Source organism: Mycolicibacterium rhodesiae, assembly GCF_002086695.1.
In the GTDB taxonomy this organism is placed as follows: Bacteria; Actinomycetota; Actinomycetes; order Mycobacteriales; family Mycobacteriaceae; genus Mycobacterium; species Mycobacterium rhodesiae.
Genome location: NZ_MVIH01000001.1, coordinates 19,995 through 39,326, shown reverse-complemented (window position 1 = coordinate 39,326; position 19,332 = coordinate 19,995). Strand labels below are relative to the sequence as shown.

The 19,332-nt window shown below is 65.5% G+C and carries 16 protein-coding genes; 11 read left to right on the top strand and 5 right to left on the bottom strand.

Annotated elements, in window-relative coordinates:
• Genes BST42_RS00180 through BST42_RS00155 form a run of 6 tightly spaced genes read left to right on the top strand, consistent with a single transcriptional unit; the run spans nt 1 to nt 7,572 of the window.
• Complete coding sequence (locus tag BST42_RS00180; RefSeq protein ID WP_083116580.1) at nt 1-1,383, top strand: MCE family protein; 1,383 nt, start codon at nt 1-3, stop codon at nt 1,381-1,383.
• A complete protein-coding gene (locus BST42_RS00175; RefSeq protein ID WP_083116579.1) occupies nt 1,380-2,408 on the top strand; it encodes an MCE family protein in 1,029 nt (342 codons plus the stop codon). The genes BST42_RS00180 and BST42_RS00175 overlap by 4 nt, the downstream gene beginning before the upstream one ends.
• Nucleotides 2,405-3,703 carry an MCE family protein gene (locus tag BST42_RS00170; protein WP_083117203.1) on the top strand — a complete coding sequence of 433 codons (1,299 nt, stop codon included), beginning with the start codon at nt 2,405-2,407 and terminating at the stop codon, nt 3,701-3,703. Before BST42_RS00175 ends, BST42_RS00170 begins: the two co-directional genes overlap by 4 nt.
• Nucleotides 3,700-4,983, top strand: a complete 1,284-nt coding sequence (locus BST42_RS00165; RefSeq protein ID WP_083116578.1) for an MCE family protein — start codon at nt 3,700-3,702, stop codon at nt 4,981-4,983. Before BST42_RS00170 ends, BST42_RS00165 begins: the two co-directional genes overlap by 4 nt.
• The gene (locus BST42_RS00160; protein WP_083116577.1) at nt 4,980-6,119 is read left to right on the top strand and encodes a virulence factor Mce family protein; all 1,140 of its coding nucleotides are present in this window, start codon (nt 4,980-4,982) and stop codon (nt 6,117-6,119) included. Before BST42_RS00165 ends, BST42_RS00160 begins: the two co-directional genes overlap by 4 nt.
• 1 nt (nt 6,120) lies before the next feature.
• On the top strand, nt 6,121-7,572 hold the full coding sequence (locus BST42_RS00155) for an MCE family protein (RefSeq protein ID WP_083116576.1): 1,452 nt from the start codon (nt 6,121-6,123) through the stop codon (nt 7,570-7,572).
• Between the two features lie 11 nt (nt 7,573-7,583).
• Here BST42_RS00155 and BST42_RS00150 read toward each other — a convergent pair whose 3' ends face one another.
• Together BST42_RS00150 and BST42_RS00145 are read right to left on the bottom strand one after the other, a co-directional pair.
• The gene (locus BST42_RS00150) at nt 7,584-8,441 is read right to left on the bottom strand and encodes a CE1 family esterase (RefSeq protein WP_083117202.1); all 858 of its coding nucleotides are present in this window, start codon (nt 8,439-8,441) and stop codon (nt 7,584-7,586) included.
• Between the two features lie 36 nt (nt 8,442-8,477).
• Nucleotides 8,478-9,230 (bottom strand): ribonuclease T2 family protein, encoded by a 753-nt coding sequence (locus BST42_RS00145; RefSeq protein WP_083117201.1) that lies wholly within the window; start codon nt 9,228-9,230, stop codon nt 8,478-8,480.
• A gap of 86 nt (nt 9,231-9,316) precedes the next feature.
• Here BST42_RS00145 and BST42_RS00140 point away from each other — a divergent pair, with 86 nt between their 5' ends.
• Both BST42_RS00140 and BST42_RS00135 read left to right on the top strand, forming a co-directional pair.
• A complete protein-coding gene (locus BST42_RS00140) occupies nt 9,317-11,380 on the top strand; it encodes a hypothetical protein (RefSeq protein WP_083116575.1) in 2,064 nt (687 codons plus the stop codon).
• Complete coding sequence (locus BST42_RS00135) at nt 11,373-12,707, top strand: reverse transcriptase family protein (protein WP_083116574.1); 1,335 nt, start codon at nt 11,373-11,375, stop codon at nt 12,705-12,707. The genes BST42_RS00140 and BST42_RS00135 overlap by 8 nt, the downstream gene beginning before the upstream one ends.
• A 179-nt stretch (nt 12,708-12,886) precedes the next feature.
• Here the strand turns inward: BST42_RS00135 and BST42_RS00130 are convergent, their stop codons facing one another.
• Nucleotides 12,887-13,411: a hypothetical protein gene (locus tag BST42_RS00130; protein ID WP_083116573.1), complete on the bottom strand. Its 525-nt coding sequence runs from the start codon at nt 13,409-13,411 to the stop codon at nt 12,887-12,889.
• Nucleotides 13,412-13,593: 182 nt separating this feature from the next.
• Between BST42_RS00130 and BST42_RS00125 the strand changes: the two genes are divergently transcribed.
• Complete coding sequence (locus BST42_RS00125) at nt 13,594-14,985, top strand: glycoside hydrolase family 183 protein (RefSeq protein WP_083116572.1); 1,392 nt, start codon at nt 13,594-13,596, stop codon at nt 14,983-14,985.
• Between the two features lie 47 nt (nt 14,986-15,032).
• Entirely contained in the window at nt 15,033-15,866 is an 834-nt protein-coding gene (locus BST42_RS00120) for a GAF and ANTAR domain-containing protein (RefSeq protein ID WP_083116571.1), read from the top strand.
• On the opposite strand, the gene BST42_RS00115 is transcribed toward BST42_RS00120, so the two are convergent.
• Nucleotides 15,863-17,473, bottom strand: coding sequence for a B12-binding domain-containing radical SAM protein (locus BST42_RS00115; RefSeq protein WP_237159138.1), 1,611 nt, complete (start codon nt 17,471-17,473; stop codon nt 15,863-15,865). The genes BST42_RS00120 and BST42_RS00115 overlap by 4 nt on opposite strands.
• A 158-nt stretch (nt 17,474-17,631) precedes the next feature.
• Between BST42_RS00115 and BST42_RS00110 the strand changes: the two genes are divergently transcribed.
• Entirely contained in the window at nt 17,632-17,901 is a 270-nt protein-coding gene (locus BST42_RS00110) for a hypothetical protein (RefSeq protein WP_083116570.1), read from the top strand.
• A gap of 10 nt (nt 17,902-17,911) precedes the next feature.
• On the opposite strand, the gene BST42_RS00105 is transcribed toward BST42_RS00110, so the two are convergent.
• Entirely contained in the window at nt 17,912-19,330 is a 1,419-nt protein-coding gene (locus tag BST42_RS00105) for an SDR family NAD(P)-dependent oxidoreductase (protein WP_083116569.1), read from the bottom strand.
• Nucleotides 19,331-19,332: the final 2 nt, after the last annotated feature.

Below are 19,332 nucleotides of genomic sequence, written 5' to 3'. Positions count from 1 at the left end.
ATGGAACCCCGACCTGGCGAGAACCGTCTTCCCGACGGTTGGTGGACCGTCATCCTCGTAGCTGCGATCGGCGTGTTCTTCTTCGTTACCGGAACAGCTTTCGCCGGCACGTTTCGCTCCTACGTGCCCGTCACGGTGACCTCGGACCGCGCCGGCCTCGTCATGGAGGCCGGCGCCAAGGTGAAGATGCGCGGAGTGCAGGTCGGGCGCGTCGCCGATATCGGCGGTGGACACGGTCCGGCCAGTCTGCGGCTCGAGATCAATCCCGACCAGATCCGTTACATCCCGGCGAATGTCGGCGCACAGATCAGGTCCACCACCGTCTTCGGTGCCAAGTTCGTCGACCTCGTCTACCCCGATGTCCCGAGCCCGAAGCGTTTGACCGCCGGGGCGGTACTGCGTTCGGCCAATGTCACCACCGAGGTCAACACCGTCTTCGAGAACGTGGTCAACCTGCTCGGCATGGTCGACCCCGCCAAACTCAACGCGGTGCTGACGGCGGTCGCCGACGGAGTCCGCGGGCAGGGCCCACGGATGGGCCAGGCGACCACCGACCTCAACCAGGTCCTCACAGCGCTCAACGAGCGCAGCGACACGATCCGGGCGGATTGGCGATCCTTCAAGAACTTCAACGACACCTACGCCGCGGCCGCCCCGGACATCGTGGCCATCCTCAACTCCGCCAGCACCGTCAGCTCCACCGTCGCCGACCGATCACAGGCGTTGGACACGGTGCTGCTCAACACAATCGGGTTCGCCCAATCCGGACAGGATCTGCTGGAGAGCAGTGGCGGGAACCTGGTACGTGCGACGGACATCCTGGAGCCCACGACAGCGTTGCTGCTCAAGTACAACCCCGTCTACACCTGCTGGTTGCAAGGCGCCACCTGGACGCTGAACAACGGCGGCTACGAGGCCTGGGGCGGCAAGGACGGCAAGTCCGCGGTGTTCGACATCGCGCTACTGCTGGGCAACGACCCGTACCAGTACCCGGACAACCTGCCCGTCGTCGGCGCCAAAGGCGGCCCCGGTGGGAAGCCCGGCTGCGGGTCGCTGCCGGACGTCACCAAGAACTTCCCCGTGCGCCAGCTCGTCACCGACACCGGCTGGGGCACGGGCCTGGACATCCGGCCCAATCCCGGTCTGGGGCATCCCTGTTGGGCGGACTGGTTCCCGGCGACGCGCGGCAATCCGCGGCCGCCGAGTATTCGCCAGTGCCTGCCCGGACCCGCGCCAGGCCCGGTGGTGCCCCCAGGAATGCCGCCGTACGGCGCGGCGTGGTACGGCCCCGGGGGTGTGCCGCTGTGGCCCGGTGTCCCACCCGCACCGGAACCTGGACCAGCACAACCGCAATCGAGTCCACCGACGGAGGGCCAGCCGTGAAGGACAACCTCGCGGGCGCTGTGTGGCGTCTCGGCATCTTCTTGACCGTATGTTTCCTGGGCGCGTTCGCGTTGCTGGCCATCTTCGCCCAGTTCCGGTTCACCACCGGCACGGTCTACGGCGCGGTGTTCACCAACGTCACCGGGCTGAAGAAGGGAGACTTCGTCCGAGTTGCCGGCGTCGAGGTGGGCAAGGTCGAAGACATCCGGATCAACCGTGACGCGACCGTGCGAGTCGAGTTCTCGGCAACCGACACAGTGGTGCTGACCGAAGGAACTCGGGCGATCATTCGCTACGACAACGTGATCGGCGGCCGGTTCCTGGCGCTTGACGAAGGCACGGGCGGGGTCAAGCGCCTGACAGCGGGCCAGACCATACCCGTCGACCGTACCGCCCCGGCGTTGGACCTCGACTCGGTGATCGGCGGCTTCAAGCCGCTGTTCCGGGCCCTGAGTCCCGATCAGGTGAACGCGCTGAGCTCGCAGCTCAACCAAGCCCTGCAGGGACAGGGCGCGACGATCGGTTCCTTCCTCAATCAGGCTGCGGCACTGACCAATACCCTGGCCGACCGCGACCAGTTGATCAGCGAGGTCATCTCCAACCTCGACGCGGTCTTGGGTGCACTGGGCAGTCAGAGCGCCCAACTCGACAAAGCGGTCACCAACCTGACGGGTTTGGTGCAGGCCCTCGACGCCCGCCGCAGCGACGTCGCAGCCGCGTTCACCTCCACCAGCGCGGCGGCAGACAGTGTCGCCGACCTGCTCGCGGGCGCCCGTGCACCGTTCCAGAAGGTGGTCCACGAGACGGACCGGGTCTCCTCGATCGCGGTGGCCGATCACGAATATCTGGAGAAGCTGATCGACACATTGCCGGACAAATACCGCGCCCTGCAGCGGCAGGGAATGTACGGCGATTTCTTCAGCTTCTACCTCTGCGACCTGATCTTGAAGTTGAACGGCAAAGGCGGACAACCGGTTTTCGTCAAGGTGGCCGGACAAGACACCGGGCGGTGCACGCCGAAGTGAAATCCTTTTCCGAACGCAACCCGGTCATCCTCGGGGCCGTCGGCGCCGTCGTCATCGCCGGGATCGTGATGGCTGCGCTGAATTGGCAGAAGCTGCCGTTCCTCAATCCTGGCCGCAACTACTCCGCGTACTTCGCCGAGGCAGGCGGCCTGTTCACCGGGGCCACCGTCGAGGTGTCGGGCTTGCCCGTGGGAAAGGTGTCCAGCATCGAACTCGACGGCCCGCAGGTTTTGGTGACCTTCCGGATCGGCGGGGACGTCCACCTCGGTGAGCGCACGCTGGCCGCCATCAAGACGAAGGGACTGCTGGGTACGAAGATGCTCGACGTCACTCCGCGCGGTGACGGTGCGCTGGCCGGACCCATCCCGCGGGACCGAACCACCTCGCCCTATCAACTCCCCGACGCCCTCGGTGATTTGACCACCACAATCAGTGGGCTTGACACCCAACAGCTTTCACAGTCGCTGTCGACGATGGCCGAGACCTTCGCCCACACGCCGCCCGATCTGCATCAGGCGGTGGCCGGGGTCTCCAGGTTCGCCGACACCCTCAACAAGCAGGACGCCCAGTTGCGCAACCTGTTGGCCAACGCGGCCAAGACCACCCAGGTCCTCGCCGAGCGGACCGACCAGATCGTCGACCTCGTGCGTCAGACCAACTCCCTGCTGATCGCACTCAACGCGCAGAGCGCGGGCCTCGACCAACTGTGGCAGGAGCTTTCCGGCGTCTCCCGGCAACTCAAGGGGTTCATCGCCGAGAACCGTACTCAGCTCAAACCGGCGCTGGAGAAGCTCAACGGTGTCCTGACGATCGTCGATGACCGCAAAGGCCGCGTGCAGGAAGCGATCAAACGGCTCAACAGCTATGCGATGTCACTGGGCGAGTCGGTGTCGTCCGGACCCTTCTTCAAGGCGTACTTGGCCAACCTGTTTCCCGGGCAGTTCGTCCAGCCGTTCATCGACGCCGCATTCTCCGATCTCGGCGTCGACCCGGCGACCCTGTTGCCGTCACTGCGGACCGATCCACAAGTCGGCCAACCGGGCACACCGGCGTTGCCGGTGCCCTACCCGCGGACCGGCCAGGGCGGTGACCCGCACCTGAATCTGCCCGACGCCATCACCGGTAAGCCCGGCGACCCGCGCTACCCCTACCGGGAACCGCTACCCGCACCGGCTCCCGGTGGGCCACCGCCCGGACCGCCCGCGGCGGCGCCGCCCGGTGTCGCGTCCACCCCGGACCCGACGCCGGCACCGGTGTACGTGCCTGCCCCCGGCGAGCCAGGAGCCACCCAATGACCAAGACACGCAAAGTCCGTGCCGCACTCGCGGTAGTCCTGGTGCTGATCCTGGCCGGCGGCGTGGGGCTGCGCACCGTCGGACACGGTAACCGCGTCGAGGTCGTCGGCTACTTCGACAACAGCACGGCACTGTTCCCCGGTGACGACATCCGGATTCTCGGTGTGCCGGTGGGCCGGGTCACCTCGGTCGAGCCGCACCCCGACGGGGTGAAGATTGCGTTCTGGTTCGACCGCAAATACAAGGTGCCCGCCGACGCGATGGCGGCGATCCTCTCGCCGATGTTGGTCACCGGCCGCGCCATCGCGCTGACACCGGTCTACACCGGCGGCCCGACGATGCGCGACGGCACCGTCATCCCCCGAAGCCGCACCGCGGTTCCGGTGGAGTGGGACGAGGTGCGGGTGCAGCTGCAGCGTCTGACCGAACTGCTCAAACCGACGGCCCCGGGCGGTGTCAGCACACTGGGCTCCGTCATCAACACCGCCGCGGACAATCTGCGCGGGCAGGGCGGCAGCATCCGCGAGACGATCGTCAAACTGTCCCAGGCGATGTCGATTCTGGGCGACCACAGCGGCGACATCTTCGCGACGTTCAAGAACTTGTCCATCCTGATCAGCGCTTTGCGCGGCAGCAGCGACGTATTGGGCCAGCTCAATGAGAACCTCGCCGCGGTCACCGGGCTGCTGTCGGACGACCCCACGAAGGTCGGCGTCGCATTCGCCGACATGAACTCGGTCATCGGCGATGTCAGGGACTTCATCGAGGACACCGGCGACGCGATCGGCACCACCACCGAGAAGTTGGCGTCGATCAGTACTGCGCTCAATGACAGCCTCGACGACATCAAGCAGACCCTGCACATCGCGCCGACCACCGTCGCGAACTTCACCAACATCTACGAGGCGTCCAACGGTGCCTTCACCGGTGCGCTCGCGGTCAACAACTTCGCCAATCCGATCTCGTTCCTGTGCGGGGCAATTCAAGCGGCGTCACGACTGGGCGCCGAACAGTCCGCGAAACTGTGTGTGCAATACCTGGCGCCCATCATCAAGAACCGCCAATACAACTTCCTGCCGATCGGCGAGAACTTCTTGGTCGGCCCGCAAGCCCGGCCCAACGAGGTGACCTACAGCGAGGACTGGCTGCGTCCCGACTACGTACCTCCCGCCGCACCCGCGACAGCACCCGCCCCGCTGCCCGCCGAGGAACCCGTGGTGGCCACCGACCCGACAGCAGGACTGACCGGGATGATGACCCCGACCGGAGGCGGCTCATGATCCCTCCTCACGCGGCCAGTCTCGCGATGCTGCTCGTGGTCGTGGCTCCCTCGTCCGGCTGCGGCATCGATACCTGGCAGGGACTCAACTCGTTGCAGCTCCCCGGCACGCAGGGCGGCGGCCCGGGATCTTTTGTGATTCAGGCAGAGATGCCCGATGTCAACAACATTCAGCCCAATTCCCGAGTGCGGGTCGGTGACGCCACGGTGGGACACATCACCAAGATCGAATTGGAGGGCTGGCATGCGCTGGTCACCATGCGACTCGACGGGGATGTCAACCTGCCCGAGAACGCCATTGCCACGATCGGTCTCACCAGCATCCTGGGTTCACAGCACATCGAATTGAGTGCACCCCAAGACGCCCCGCCGCAAGGCCGGTTGCACCCCGGCTCGCGCATCCCGCTAGCCCACTCAGGGTCCTATCCGACCGTCGAACAAACCCTGGCGGCGGTCTCCACCGTGCTGAACGGGGGCGGGCTGGCGCAGGTTCAGGACATCACCGAGGCGTTCAGTACCGCGTTTCGCGGCCGCGAACAGGACCTGCGCAGCCTCATCGGTCAACTGGACACCTTCGCCGGCAACGTCAACGACCAAACCGACGACATCATCGCCGCCACCGAGAGCCTCAACCGGCTGACCGGGGTGCTCGCCGCGAATCGGCCGGTGCTGGACGAGGCGCTCAAGACGGTGCCGGAGGCGCTGGCGGTGCTCAACAACGAACGCGACAACCTCGTTGCGGCGGCCGATCAACTCGGCAAGTTCAGCAACCTGGTCGTCAGCTCGGTCGGACAAAGCAAGGCGAATCTGATCAAGGAGCTCAAAGATATTGGGCCGGTCCTGGAGTCGCTGGCCAACGCCGGGCCCAGCATGACCCGCGCACTGAGCCTCATCCCCACCTTCCCGTTCCCGAACGAGACCATCGAGAAGTGGCAGCGCGGCGATTACGCGAATATGACCGCCGTCGTCGACCTCACGCTGAGCCGTATCGATCAGGGCCTGTTCACCGGAACCCGGTGGGAGGGCAACCTGACCGAACTCGAGATGCAATGGGGGCGGACGATCGGGCAGTTCCCGAGTCCCTACACCAAGAGCAACCCTCTGGTCGCGCCGTACAACTTCGACCAAGGTCCGTGATATGCATCTGACCCGTAGGATGCTGATCCAGCTGGCCGTCTTCGCGGTCATCGCGCTGACCGCGATCGCCGTGATGGGTCTGCACTTTCTCAAGCTGCCCGCCAAATGGTTCGGAGTGGGCCGCTACAGCGTGACGATGCAGTTGCCGGAGACCGGTGGTCTGTACAGCACCGGCAACGTCACCTATCGGGGCGTCGAGGTCGGCAGGGTTCAGTCAGTTCGATTGAGCGACAGCGGTGTTGACGCCATCTTGTCGTTGAAGTCGGGCATCGACATCCCGTCGGACCTGCGCGCCGAGGTGCACAGCCAGTCCGCCATCGGCGAACAGTACGTCGATCTGATGCCCCGCGACGGAACCGCACCGCCGCTGCGGGACGGCGACGTCATCCCCCGCGACCGCACCTCCGTGCCCCCGGACATCAACGCGCTTCTCGACGCCGCCAACTCCGGGTTGCAGGCGATCCCACGGGAGAACCTCAAGACCGCGATCGATGAGGCCTACACGGCGGTCGGCGGCCTTGGACCGCAGCTGTCCGACATCGTCAAGGGCTCAACCACGTTGGCGATCGACGCCCGCACCAACCTCGATCCACTGATCAACCTCATCGACAACGCCAAGCCGGTGCTCGACTCCCAGGTGCAGACCTCGGCCGCCATCCAAGCTTGGGCCTCCCACATCGAGACCGTGACCGGCGAACTGAAAGCCAACAACGATGCCGTGGCAGGCGTGATCGACCAGGGCGGCCTCGTCGCGACAAATGAGCAGGCGCGCAACCTGATCGAGCGACTGAAGCCGACCTTACCGGTGATCGTCGCCAACCTCGCCAGCATCGGCCAGGTCGCCGTGACCTACCAGAACGACATCGAACAACTGCTCGTTCTGCTGCCGCACGCGGTGTCGGAAGGACAGGCCACCTTCATGGCCAACGCCAACACCAACCAGGCCTACCGCGGCGAATACCTGTCGTTCAACCTCAACATCAACCTTCCACCGGCCTGCACCACCGGATTCCTGCCCGCCCAGCAGCAACGCATTCCGAACCTGGTCGACTACCCCGAGCGGCCACCTGGTGACCTGTATTGCCGCACCCCTCAGGACTCACCGTTCAATGTCCGTGGTGCACGCAACATCCCGTGCGAGACGGTGCCCGGTAAACGCGCCCCAACGGTCAAACTCTGCGAGAGCGACCAGAATTATGTCCCCCTCAACGACGGCTACAACTGGAAAGGCGACCCGAACGCGACGCTGTCCGGGCAACCCGTGCCCGACGTTCCGCCCGACAGTCCCCCGACCGACGTCCCCCCGCCGGCCCTGGTGGCCGTCAGCGAGTACGACCCCGCGACGGGGCGCTACGTCGGACCCGACGGGCGGCGATACACCCAATCCGAACTGGCCCAGCCCGCGAAGCAGAACAGCACCTGGCAGTCGATGCTGCTGCCTGGTGAGCCGTGATCAGGCCGGCCTCAGGCGCCGTGCGCGGCGAAGAACTGCGCGCTCGCCTGTGAGGCGTCGAAGGCGGTGGCTCGACCCAACGGCCAGGTGTGTCCCCACCCGTCGATGGTGACGAACGTGACCTCGGTGCCATCGGCGCAACCGAAGGCGACCAAGCGTTTTCCGCCATCGATCGACGTGGTTGTTGCCGGCGGGCAGCGGTCGAATGCCAACCACCGATCCACCATCGTCGGCGCGGACACGACAGTGCTGGCTCCTCCGCGCCCGATCATGCGGCCACCTTTGTAGGGCACGACTTTGTCTGCGGTGCCGTGAATCGCAAGCACCGAAACGGGTTTGGACGGATTGCAGTGGACGTTCACCCCGAGCGTGCTCGACACCGGCGCTATCGCGGCCACCAAATCGGGTCGCTCACACGCCAGCCGGTTGGCCATGAACCCGCCCGCCGACATGCCGGTGACGAAAACCCGTCCAGGCGGGATGCCGTAGTCATGGGTGAGCCGGCCGATCAGTGTGGCCAGGAAGCCGACGTCATCGACCCCCTGCCGGTCCGGTGCCGCGGCGCCGCGCCCGTCCGCCCAACTGAAGTCGATGCCGTCGGGATAGGCGACGACCCAGCCGTACTGGTCGGCGATGGCGTTGTAGTTGGTCGCCGCCGCCTGTTTGCGACCGGTCTGACTCCCGCCGTGCAGGTTCAGCACCAGGGCGCTGGGGTGTTGGACGCCGGCGGGCGCGTGCAGCACATACGTCCGTTGCACGCCACCGAAAGTCAGCGCACCGGGCAGATCTCCGGTGGCGTAGGCGTGCTTGGCGGGCAACGTGAACAGAAGCAGGAGGGCGACAACGAGTGCTGTCGGACGGCGGTTCACGGATTGATTGTGCACTGGCGCAGGTCTCGCGCGACGTCAGGCTACGAGCCCGCGCCGGCAACCCGCGAGGATCGTCGGCCCCTTGTCCAGCAGTTCACCGAGCGACGGGTTCGAGGCGCCTCGCAGGGCGGCGACCGGCGGAAGCGACAGATGTAACTCGTAGACGATCACCCCGCTCCCGCCCGCCTCCCGGCAGTTCATACCGACTCGGTCGCCGGCATGGGGACCGAAGGTGGCGTCGAACCGGTCTCGCACCGTGCTCAGCGATACATGGCCGCCTTCGGCATCTCGAAAGACCGGGTTCAGGACTGCGGTCACCTGTTCGGTGAGCCTCGTGGCGATGCCGAAGTAGTCAGCCGGTGGGAGGCCCGAGCACGTGCCGTGCGCCGACCATTCGTGGGGCGCCATGACGCCGGCATCCGACATCATCGATTGAAGATCGGTCTGCACGTCCTGGGGCAGCTTCAGGTCAACCAGGCTGGGGTTCCGGCCCCCTTTCGGCACTCCGCAGAACTGCTGGGTCGGCGGTTGCGGCCACAGGCCGTGCAGGATGAACGCCGGCCCCAATGAGCCGACATGACCGCTTCGGCAGCCCGGGTTGGGCGGGTCGACCTTGCAGAGCGCAGGGCCCCACGTCACCACCAGCAGGCTCGAGTCGCTGTTGGTCTCCGCGGCTTTGGACGGTTCGCGTGGACGATCGACGACGAGGACGCTGACGACCACGGCCGCGACAACTATCGCCCCCAGTGCGGCCGATATGGACAATACGGCCACGTCACCTCGCCGCATGCGGTACAGCTTGTCACGACCACGCGTCAGCGTTGACCGATTGCGGAAGGTCACATGCAGTTGCCGGTGCTCAGATTCGCCCCACGGTGAACACCATCCATCGCTGGTTCGAGCGCACCGCCCGCGGGCAGACCCGGGTGCCCTCCCTCTATGCGAGTCTCCTCACGGGCAGGGTCTCCAGGTACCTGGCGTACCGGCTGCGTTACCCGCTCGTGCTCGCCACGGTGCAGTTCGCGGTCCACGTCGCAGAGTTCTTCTTGATCCTCGCCAGCCTCGGCGGCATGGCGGCGTTCACGGTCATGATGCTTCGGGCGGGCAGCCTGATCGTCGGCGGCGCGTGGTGGGGACTTCTGGAGATCATGCGCGAGCGCCTTCGTGAATTCTCTCGGTCAGGTGAGCGCGACGCCGCCGGGTACGAGATCGGCAGTTGGCTCGTGCTTGCTGTGGCCCTCGCGATCGCCATGACCGTCGGTGGCGCCGTCGCCCTGCTGGTGTTGCGCCCGTCGGGCGACGATCCCGTCGCGCATCTGTACGCCTTTCTGGTCGTGGTCGAACTCGCGATCAATTTTCCGGTTCGGGTTCTGCATTCCGGTGTGTACGCCACCCGACGGGTCTACCGGCCGCGCTGGTCGATATTCCTGTCCCCCGCAGTCCAACTCGCCGTGATCACCGGGGGGTTCTACTTCTACCCCACGGTCGCCATCATCATTGCGATCGTGGCGTCGAACGCCATTGCCATCGCGATCACGATCCATTACTCACTGGAAACGTACCGGCTGATCGGACTGCGGCCGCGGTTGCGGACTCCCCGCCGGCCCGTCCGGCGGCTGCTGCCGGAAATTCCACCCTGGCTTGGTATCCAGACGACGCTGTCGGGTCTCGGCCTGCGGCTGGATGCCGTGCTGGTTCTCGCGATCGTCGGCATCTATGGCACCAACACCCGCTCGTTCGACCTCACCGCCGCCGTGGCGTCGTGGCGCCATGTGGATACCTTCCGATTCTTCTATCTGGTGCTACCGCTGTTCCGCGGCTCCTACGAATCTGCCGGCATCTTCTATTTCGACTTCGTACGGCTGCGCAGCGTGTCGGCGCTGCACGAATTCCGAAGGGTGTTCTTTCACCGCCTGCTGTGTGTGGCGCCGCTTGCCTCGCTGTACTTCTGGGGGCTGGCCGCCGCCCTCGGAATGCTTGTCCTGAAAGACATTCCGTTGACGTTCCTGCTCGCGCTGATACCACTGTTCGTGGTGCGCAGCGTCATCGGCATCTACCAGATCCGACTGTTCGCCGAAGGACGGTTCGGGATCCACCTCATCACCATGCTGTTTCTGGTGGTGCTCCTGTGGCTGGTCTGGATCAAGCCGAATCCTGCCTCTGACCTGATCCAGATCACGGCAGCGATGATCCTGCAGCTCATTCTGCTGATCAACCTGCAACACCTGCGAGATCGGCGTTACCCGCCGTTGCCGACCGTGCTGAGCGTGGGCGACTGGCTACGCCGCCTGGCTCGGGAACCGGAAGCGGTGCGCGTCGGCCACGTCACAATTCCGAGATCGACGACGGCGAAGCAAAGGTCGGCCGCATTGAGGCTGATGCGCGAATCATTCGACAGCACTGGGCATGTGACGTTCAGATCCCCGACGCAGGTCATGTATTACCAACGTATGCAGAGGGATACGACCAGCACCCCACCACATCTCGTGTTGCAAACCGTCAGCGGCGGCGTGGTGACCCGAGGCAGCTCGTCGCCACAACCGATCGCCGACGGATGGGAGGCCTTCCGGTTGTGGCGGTCGGCCAACGAAAGTAACTCTGCCCCCAGTGATCTGGCGGGCCTGGTGCACGCGTTTCATTCGATCTTCCGGGCTGGGATCGCCCTGGATCTGCAGACCCTCGACGGAACACGCGATATGCGCGGCCTGGACCAGAACTTCCTGGTGGCAGCCGTGCCGGCCGTCACGCGCAGTGTCGATGAGGGAACCACCCTGGTCGCGGTGTGTGGTCGCCAGCTCGCCCCCATCTACCGACACGGAACACTTCGCATGCTGCTTGTATGCCCGCCCGACCCCGATGGCAACAAACTGAAGAGCTTGGTCAAGCTCGTACGGGAGTGGGAAATCGGCCAGGCCGCAAGGAGGGTCGCCGATGGCTGATCCCATCGACATCGAACGGCTGCTGGTCGATCCGAAGACCTACGAAGACACCATCCTTCGGATCTTCTCGAAGAAGAGGCAGCGTGGGCAGACCTTCGGTCAGATCGATGAGAGCGACCTGACGTACTTCGACGCCGCGACCAATCGGCGGTCCCTTGCCCGCGCGATCGCCCACAGCGTGGCCAGCGGCCAATACCAGCCGCTACCGGTGGATCTGTGGATCCTGGACAGCAACGGCAAGCGTCGCGCTGCGCACATGCCCGCTTTCACCGACCACGTCGTGGGGTCGGCCCTCTTCCAACTCATCTCGCACAACGCGTGCTGCTACGGCTTGCCCGGTGTCTACTCGTACCTGCCCGGTGTGACCAATGTCGGTGCCATGCGTGCCCTTGCCGAATTCGTTCGCGCTCACCGCGCCCGGGTCGGGCCCAAAGGGCCGCCGCTGTATGTCCTGCAATCCGATTTCGAACATTACGGCGACAATCTGCCGGTCGGCCCGGACGCCGCACTGTGGCCGATTCTGCGTGAGGTGGTCTCGCTGGGCAGCCCGACGGGCGCGGTGTCGACCTGGGTCTGGAACCTCATCACGGCTCTGACTCGGCCCGTCGTGCGGGACGAGGACGGCGCGCAATTCAGCCGAGTGCACGGTGTGGCCATGGGTACTCCGCTTGTCCCGATTCTGGCTGACCTTGCCGTCGTTCCCATGGACAAAGCGATATTGGACATCGACGGCATCTTCTACGCCCGCTACAACGACGACTTCTTGATCGCGCATCCGGATCTGTCCGCGCTGCACGAGGCCGACATGCGCATCGACGCGCTGCTGGGCGAGTTGGGCGTCAAACGCAAACTCGGGAAGGAACTCCGGACCGCGCTGAGCGCGACCGGCCGACCGTCTGCCGACGATCCCGCCTACCTCGGGCGTGGGCGCATTGATTCGCTGGGCCTCTCGGTCAGCTACGACGGCAGCATGGCCGTGGCGCCACATCGGCTGCGCCGCTTCGTCGGCCGCGTCGCCGCACGGATCGACGGGGTGGCGGCCGCCTTGCGTCCGTTGCCGGTTCAGGACCGGGCACATCAGCTGGTGATGGCGACCAACGTGATGCTCGACGTAACGAATCCCTTTGCAGTACCGGGCTTGTCGTCGTTGTTGGACACCACGACCGATCGCAATACCTTGAAGGACCTCGACTTTCGCATCGCGCGCAAGATCGCCCAGTGCGCGACCGGGCGACCCGGGGTGCGAGGCTTTCGCGTTGTGCCACCCGCGATGTTGCGCGGGGAACTGGGGCTGATGTCACTTGTGAGACTGCGCAACCTGCGGTGACCGCGGACGTCGGGCAGCTACGTAGGCTCTTGCGGCCGTCACGGAATTGCGATTCAATCCTCGATGAGGACGCGGATCCCGCCAGGTGCGGATTTTTCGAAGGACCACAGAGGCTGTGGCTTTCAGTCCTTCATTTTTTCGTTTTTCCCCGCGTCCTCGCCTGCCCGCCGTACGCCGGCCTAGCGATCGCCCCGACTGCAATTGGGATTCGCGGGCTTGGTAGGCCACGCGCAGACATCGAGGTAGGTGTTGGCGCTGTAGCCGCCGCCGTCGAACACGCCGTAGGCGCCGCCATTGGTTCCGGTATACGTGGCGCCGCCCCCGCCTTGGCCGCCCGAGGTGACCATGGTGGTCACCGTCCAACCCTTCTCTTCCAGCGCTGCCTTGTAGGCCGTCATCACATCGTTGGGTGACCCGTTGACCTGAAAGTAGAGGTGGATTCCGCCGTCAGCGATGTTGTCCGGCCCCTTGGTCGTCTGGCTGTTCGCGGGCGTCGGTACCAGCGAAGGCAGCTTGTCGGCGGCCACCGGGGCCGAACTCGCAGCCGTCGCCGCCGAACTCGCAGCCGTCGCCGCCGAACTCGCGGTCGTCGCCGAGCTCGCGGATGCCGGCGCCTTGTTGCCGGAGTCGGAGTTGCTACAGGCGGTACCGGTCAGTGCGACCGCTACGGCAACGGCTGCCGCCGTAGAGAATCCACGTCTCATCAGTGCCTCCTGTGTTGGGCGAATTTCATGCGCACAGTAACCCACCGAGCACCCCCTTGGTTGCGACACGGTCACGGACGCGTACCTATCGATGCATCGCCGGTCGCAAAAGACACACGGGTCCCTATCGTCACAAAGGTCAACAGACGTCACAGCGACGTCCCGCCTCCGAAAGGTGTGTCGTGTCGCCGCGCCCCCGCATCCCCTCGCTGTCGCTGGCCTCGACGCTGGTCGTCGGCCTCTGCGCAGCCACCGGTGTCGCGCCACCTGCGGCCGCGGACCCGTGTGAAGGCGCATCCGCGGCGGCGCAGCCCGCCGCAAACCAGGCGTTTCAGATTCCGCAACCGTCGGCCATAGCGCCGTTCGACCGCCCGATCGGGCATAAGCCGGTCGGCGCCAACGACCAGGCGCCGCTGCCGACATTGGGCAAGATGCTCATCAACGCGTTCATGCCCAATTCGGGACAGGTGCAGAAGCAGGCGGCGGTCGCGCCGGCACCGAAACCCGCTCCCGCCCAACCCCAACCGGCTCCCGCCGCCGCGCAACCGGCGCCGTCGACCGCGCCGCCGGGAACGTCGGTGGTCGGCTGGGTGACCGGACCGGACAGCCCGAATCAGACCGTCCAGAAGTTCGCCATCACCGGAACCGATCTCGGAATCATGTGGGACAACGGTGATCCCAGCCATCGTCAGGTCCTGCTGGCCTTCGGCGACACCAATGGGTTCTGCATGATCCCCGGCAAGCAGTGGCGCTACAACACGCTGATGCGCAGCAGCGACGGATCGCTGGCCAATACCGTTGCCGTGCCCGACGGCGCCGTCGGCAACAAGTACTCGGGCGCCCCGGTGTGGCGGCCCGGCATCGCCAAGCAGGTGATCAACAGCATCAACGGTGCGCCGCAGGAGACGGGCATCATCCCGACGTCCGGCGTGGCCGTCGGGCCGAACCAGTTCCTGAACTTCATGTCCATCCGGAGCTGGGACAACTACGGCGCGTGGACCACGAACTACTCGGCGATCGCGACGTCGACCGACAACGGCGAAACCTGGGGGGTGTATCCCGGCACCGTCCGTCAGCCGTCCAACGGCAACGAGAAGTTCCAGATGGGCGCGTTCCTCAAGCCCGGCCCCGGCGATCCGTACATCTATTCGTTCGGCACACCCAACGGGCGGGGCGGGTCGGCGTACGTGGCGCGGGTGTCCCCCGGGTTGATCCCGGACCTGACGAAGTACGAGTACTGGAACGCCGACAGCAACAGCTGGGTTGCGGGCAGCCCCGCGGCGGCCACACCGGTGATCCCCGGCCCGGTCGGCGAGATGTCGGCGCAATTCAACAACTACTTGAAGCAGTACCTGGTGCTGTACTGCAACGGCAACAACGACGTGGTCATGCGGACCGCGCCGGCGCCGCAGGGGCCGTGGGGTCCGGAGCAGATGCTGGTGTCGTCGATGCAGATCCCCGGCGGCATCTACGCGCCGTTCCTGCATCCCTGGTCGACGGGCCGCGAGCTCTACTACAACCTCTCGCTGTGGTCGGCCTACAACGTGATGCTGATGCACACGGTGCTGCCCTAGATAGCCCTTACAGCAACCAGAAGTCCCGAAGGTGGGACACTCACCCCATGGAGCACAGCGACCCGCGCGTCGAGGACTCCATCCCGGCCGAGCCGCTGGATGGAACCGACGCTGAGCAGGCGGCCGAGATCGTCATAGAGGCTGCCACCCGCAACGCCATGTCGGCCGCCCAGCTCGGACGGCTCCTGGTCGACGCCGGTCGCAGCGTCAATGACGAGGACGAGCTGCTGACGCTGCTACAACGTGTCGCCTCGATCGCCCAGGAGGCCATTCAGGGCGCGGACTGCACGGGGATCACGATCGACCTCGGTGGGCTGACCTACACAGCGGTGCACACCGACGAGCGCACCTTGCGCATCGACAGTGAGCAGTACCACGCCGGTGAAGGTCCTTGCCTGCACGCTTCACGAACCCGCACCGTCGTGCAGCTGGACTCCGAAGAAGCCATGGCGGCGTGGCCGCGCTTCGCGACTGCCGCGCGTGACGAGGCGATCCACAGCTTCCTGGCGGCACCGCTGTTCACCGACGATCTGACGCTCGGGTCGTTCAACCTGTACGGCAGGGCGTTTCACGCCTTCGACGATCTGGACGCCGAAGTCCTCGATCTGCTGACCAAGGCGGTCTCGCGGGCGATCGGCGACTTCGCCCGCTACAAGTCCGCCCGGGACACCGCCGAGTCCATCCAGCGGGTGCTGCAGAGCCGGGCGCCGATCGAGCAGGCCAAGGGCGTGTTGATGGCCATGCACGGAATCGATTCCGACGCGGCGTTCGACGTGTTGCGCAAACAGAGCCAGCAGACGAACGTGCCTGTGCGGGTGTTGGCCGTCCAGTTCCTGGAGCAGGTCGCCGGCAGTAACGGCAACGGCCAGCACGAGAACTAAAAGGTATTGACCAGGGTCCGGCGCTCGGACATCTCCCGCGACATCGTGTAGTGGTGGTAGTGCGTCGCGCACTTGACCACGCTGACGAACAAGACACCGGGGTCTGGCCGGCTCCGAATCATCTTCCACATCCGGCGCCGGTAGATCTGGCGTAACTGCGTGTCGGGGACGTTCTTCATCAACAGCAGGAACAGGCCGAATGCCCGTGCAGCGTCGAATAACTGGGCTTTGAGCCGGCGCCACGGACGCTCGCGCAGGTACGCGTTGCGGGCCCTCCCGAAGTCGAATTTTCTTGATAGATAGAGACTTTCGAGCCGGTCGAAGTAGAAGTCGGGGTCGTAGAGGTCGCGCATCAGACCGATGTAGCCGTCGCGCAACTCGTCTCTGCTCATGTTGAGCGGTATGACGTTGGTGCCGAAGGTCTGCTCGTCGTCGAGGTCGAGGCGGTCTTCATTCTTCAGCCGCGCATGTAGCGGTGTCTTGGGGATCGCGGCGAGCATGCCCACCATGGCGTGCATGATGTCGGTCTGACCGATGAAGTCGGCTTGTTCCTTGAAGATTCGGGTGTCGTCGTTGTCGAAGCCGACGATCATGCCGCACCAGACTTCCAGCCCGGCGTCCTGCACCTTGCGGACGCGATCGACGATCGTGCCACCCTTCTTCACGTTCTGGTACTTCTTCGCCTCCTTCAGCGAATCCTCATTGGGGCTCTCGATTCCGATGAACACCACCGTCACGTTCGCGGCGACCATCAACTCCATCAGCTCGTCGTCTTCGGCCAGGTTCAGCGACGCTTCGGTGAAGAATTGCAAGGGATATCCTTCGCGCTCCTGCCAGGCGTGGACATCCTGCAGCAGCACCTTCACGGCGGCCTTGTTGCCGATCAGGTTGTCGTCGACGATGAAGCCGATCGACAGGCCGGCCTTGCGCATCGCTTCCAGTTCGGCGATCACCTGCGCACTGGTCTTGAGCCTCGGCTTACGACCGAAAGTGACGATGATGTCGCAGAACTCGCATTGGAACGGACAACCCCGGCTGAACTGCACACTGCCGAACACATAGTTCTTGGTTTTCAACAGGTCGTAGCGCGGCACCGGCACGGTCGTCATGTCGGTGCGTTCGGCCTGCTCGTAGCGGTATTGCCGGCGGCCGTGCTTCCAGTCCTCGAGGAACTGCGGCCAGGTGGTCTCGGCCTCGCCGACGAAGATCGCGTCGGCCAGACCGTCGAAGTAGTCCTCCTGCACGCTGACCCACGGACCGCCGACGACGACGAACACGCCACGGGCCTTGAGCTCGTTGATGATCTCGAGCATCCGCCGGCGTTGCACGATCATGCCGGTGAGCCCGACGATGTCGGCCTTCGCCAGCTTGTCGAAGTCGATGTCCTCGACGTTCTCGTCGACGAGCGTGACGCGATGCTCCGGCGGCGTCAGGGCGGCCAACAGCGGCAGGCAGGCGGTCGGGACGTTGCACTTCTTGCCGAGCAGCGGGAGTGCATGTTCCAAGCCCCAGTACGACACCTCGAACCGCGGGTTGACAAGGACGATGTTGGCCATGGTCGTCTGCTCCGAATCGGACTCGTAGACGGTGTCGGCGCTGCTTGCCAAGCCGGAGCCTAGCCAAGACGACCTGGCCGAACGAGCCATTCGCACATAGTCGCCGACGGGACTCAGATGCGAGTTCCTATCCAATTGACGGTAACGCTAGGTATTCGGTTCGGTCACGACCTTCAGTCATCCCCTACTGATGTGGCACCGACGATGGTGTGATCGTTTCCGTGGACGCGGTTGGGCTGATGATCGTGGTGGTCTTGACGACCGCCGCGCTCGCTGCGGTCTGCGGTTACGTCGCCGGGCTTCGGCGGGAGGCCAACCAGCGGAGCCGGGGGTATTTCGTCCTCGGTGTCCTCGCCGGATTCATGGGTCGTTCGGTGGTCCGCCGGCGACTGCGCCGGCTGCCGCTGTTCGAGAACCCGCGCGCGATCGCGGCGGTGCACCTTCGCCGGGGGCTGAGCCGTACCGGCATCGCCCGTTAGCGGGCAGGTGTCACCAGCCGCTGGGTGAGTAGTCCTTCAAGAAGCAGCCGTGCAGATCTTCGCCGGCCTCGCCCCGGACGATCGGGTCGTACACCCGGGCGGCACCGTCGACGAGGTCGAGCGGCGCGTGAAATCCCTCGTCGGCCAGCCGCAGCTTGGTCGGATGCGGGCGCTCGTCGGTGATCCAGCCGGTATCGACGGCGGTCATGAGAATGCCGTCCTGCTCCAGCATTTCACCGGCGCTGGTGCGGGTCAGCATGTTCAGCGCAGCCTTCGCCATGTTCGTGTGCGGATGCCCGGGGCCCTTGTAGGCGCGGCCGAACTGCCCCTCCATGGCCGACACGTTCACGACGTATTTCCGGCGGGCCGATGACGACGCCAGCGCCGCCCGCAGCCGACTCACCAGAATGAACGGCGCAGTCTGGTTGCACAGCTGAACCTCGAGCAGTTCCATCGCGTCGACTTCGTGCACGCGCTGCGTCCAACTGTTGATCGCCGCGGTGTCGGGCAGCAGCCCACCTGCGTCGATCGCGGTGCCTGCCGCGATTCGCTCGGGCGAGGCGCTGCGCGCGGTGAGCGCGAGTTCGGTGAGCGCGTGCGGGCTCTGATGCTCGGCGAGACTGCCGGCGAGCGCGGCGGGGTGGGCGTCGCTCACCCGGTCGAAGGTGACCACGTCGACGAGTTCGGGGGCCGGGGTCCGCTCCGCCTCGACGAGTGCCGCGTACGAGCCGGGAGCCCGGCGCACCGTCTGCGCGGCGTTGTTGATCAGGATGTCCAGTGGGCCCTGAGCAGCCACTGAGTCCGCGAGCGCGACGACCTGGGCCGGGTCGCGCAGGTCGATACCGACGATGCGCAGCCGGTCGATCCAGTCGGCGCTGTCGGGCATCGCGGCGAATCGGCGCACGGCGTCGTTGGGAAACCGGGTGGTGATCGTGGTGTGGGCACCGTCGCGAAGCAGTCGCAGCGCGATGTACATGCCGATCTTGGCCCGCCCGCCGGTGAGCAGTGCGCGTCGGCCGGTGAGGTCGGTACGGGCGTCGCGCTTGGCCCTGTTGAGTGCCGCGCACTCCGGACAGAGCTGGTGATAGAAGGCGTCGACGACGGTGTGGTGGGTCTTGCAGATGTAGCAGGCCCGAGACCGGAGCAACGTGCCCGCCGAGGCCCCTGCCGCCGTCGACACCAACGGCAAGCCGGCCGTCTCGTCGTCGATCCGGCCGGGCGCCCCGGTCGCGGTAGCCGCGATGACGGCTCGATCGGCGGCCGCGACCTCATCGCGCTTGGCTTTGCGGCGGGCCTTCCTGACCGATTTGAAGATGCCCGCAGTGGCCCGGCGTACGGCTACGGCGTCGGGGTGCTCAGGTGGCAACGATTCGACGTCGGCCAACACCTGCAGGCAGGTGTTGAGCTTGTCGGGGTCAATCGCGTTCACGG

Excerpts from the sequence above, each read along its gene's own strand:
- BST42_RS00180 (WP_083116580.1), top strand. The coding sequence starts at position 1 with ATGGAACCCCGACCTGGCGAGAACCGTCTTCCCGACGGTTGGTGGACC.
- BST42_RS00165 (WP_083116578.1), top strand. The coding sequence starts at position 3,700 with ATGACCAAGACACGCAAAGTCCGTGCCGCACTCGCGGTAGTCCTGGTG.
- BST42_RS00160 (WP_083116577.1), top strand. The coding sequence starts at position 4,980 with ATGATCCCTCCTCACGCGGCCAGTCTCGCGATGCTGCTCGTGGTCGTG.
- BST42_RS00155 (WP_083116576.1), top strand. The coding sequence starts at position 6,121 with ATGCATCTGACCCGTAGGATGCTGATCCAGCTGGCCGTCTTCGCGGTC.
- BST42_RS00145 (WP_083117201.1), bottom strand. The coding sequence starts at position 9,230 with ATGCGGCGAGGTGACGTGGCCGTATTGTCCATATCGGCCGCACTGGGG.
- BST42_RS00135 (WP_083116574.1), top strand. The coding sequence starts at position 11,373 with ATGGCTGATCCCATCGACATCGAACGGCTGCTGGTCGATCCGAAGACC.
- BST42_RS00130 (WP_083116573.1), bottom strand. The coding sequence starts at position 13,411 with ATGAGACGTGGATTCTCTACGGCGGCAGCCGTTGCCGTAGCGGTCGCA.
- BST42_RS00120 (WP_083116571.1), top strand. The coding sequence starts at position 15,033 with ATGGAGCACAGCGACCCGCGCGTCGAGGACTCCATCCCGGCCGAGCCG.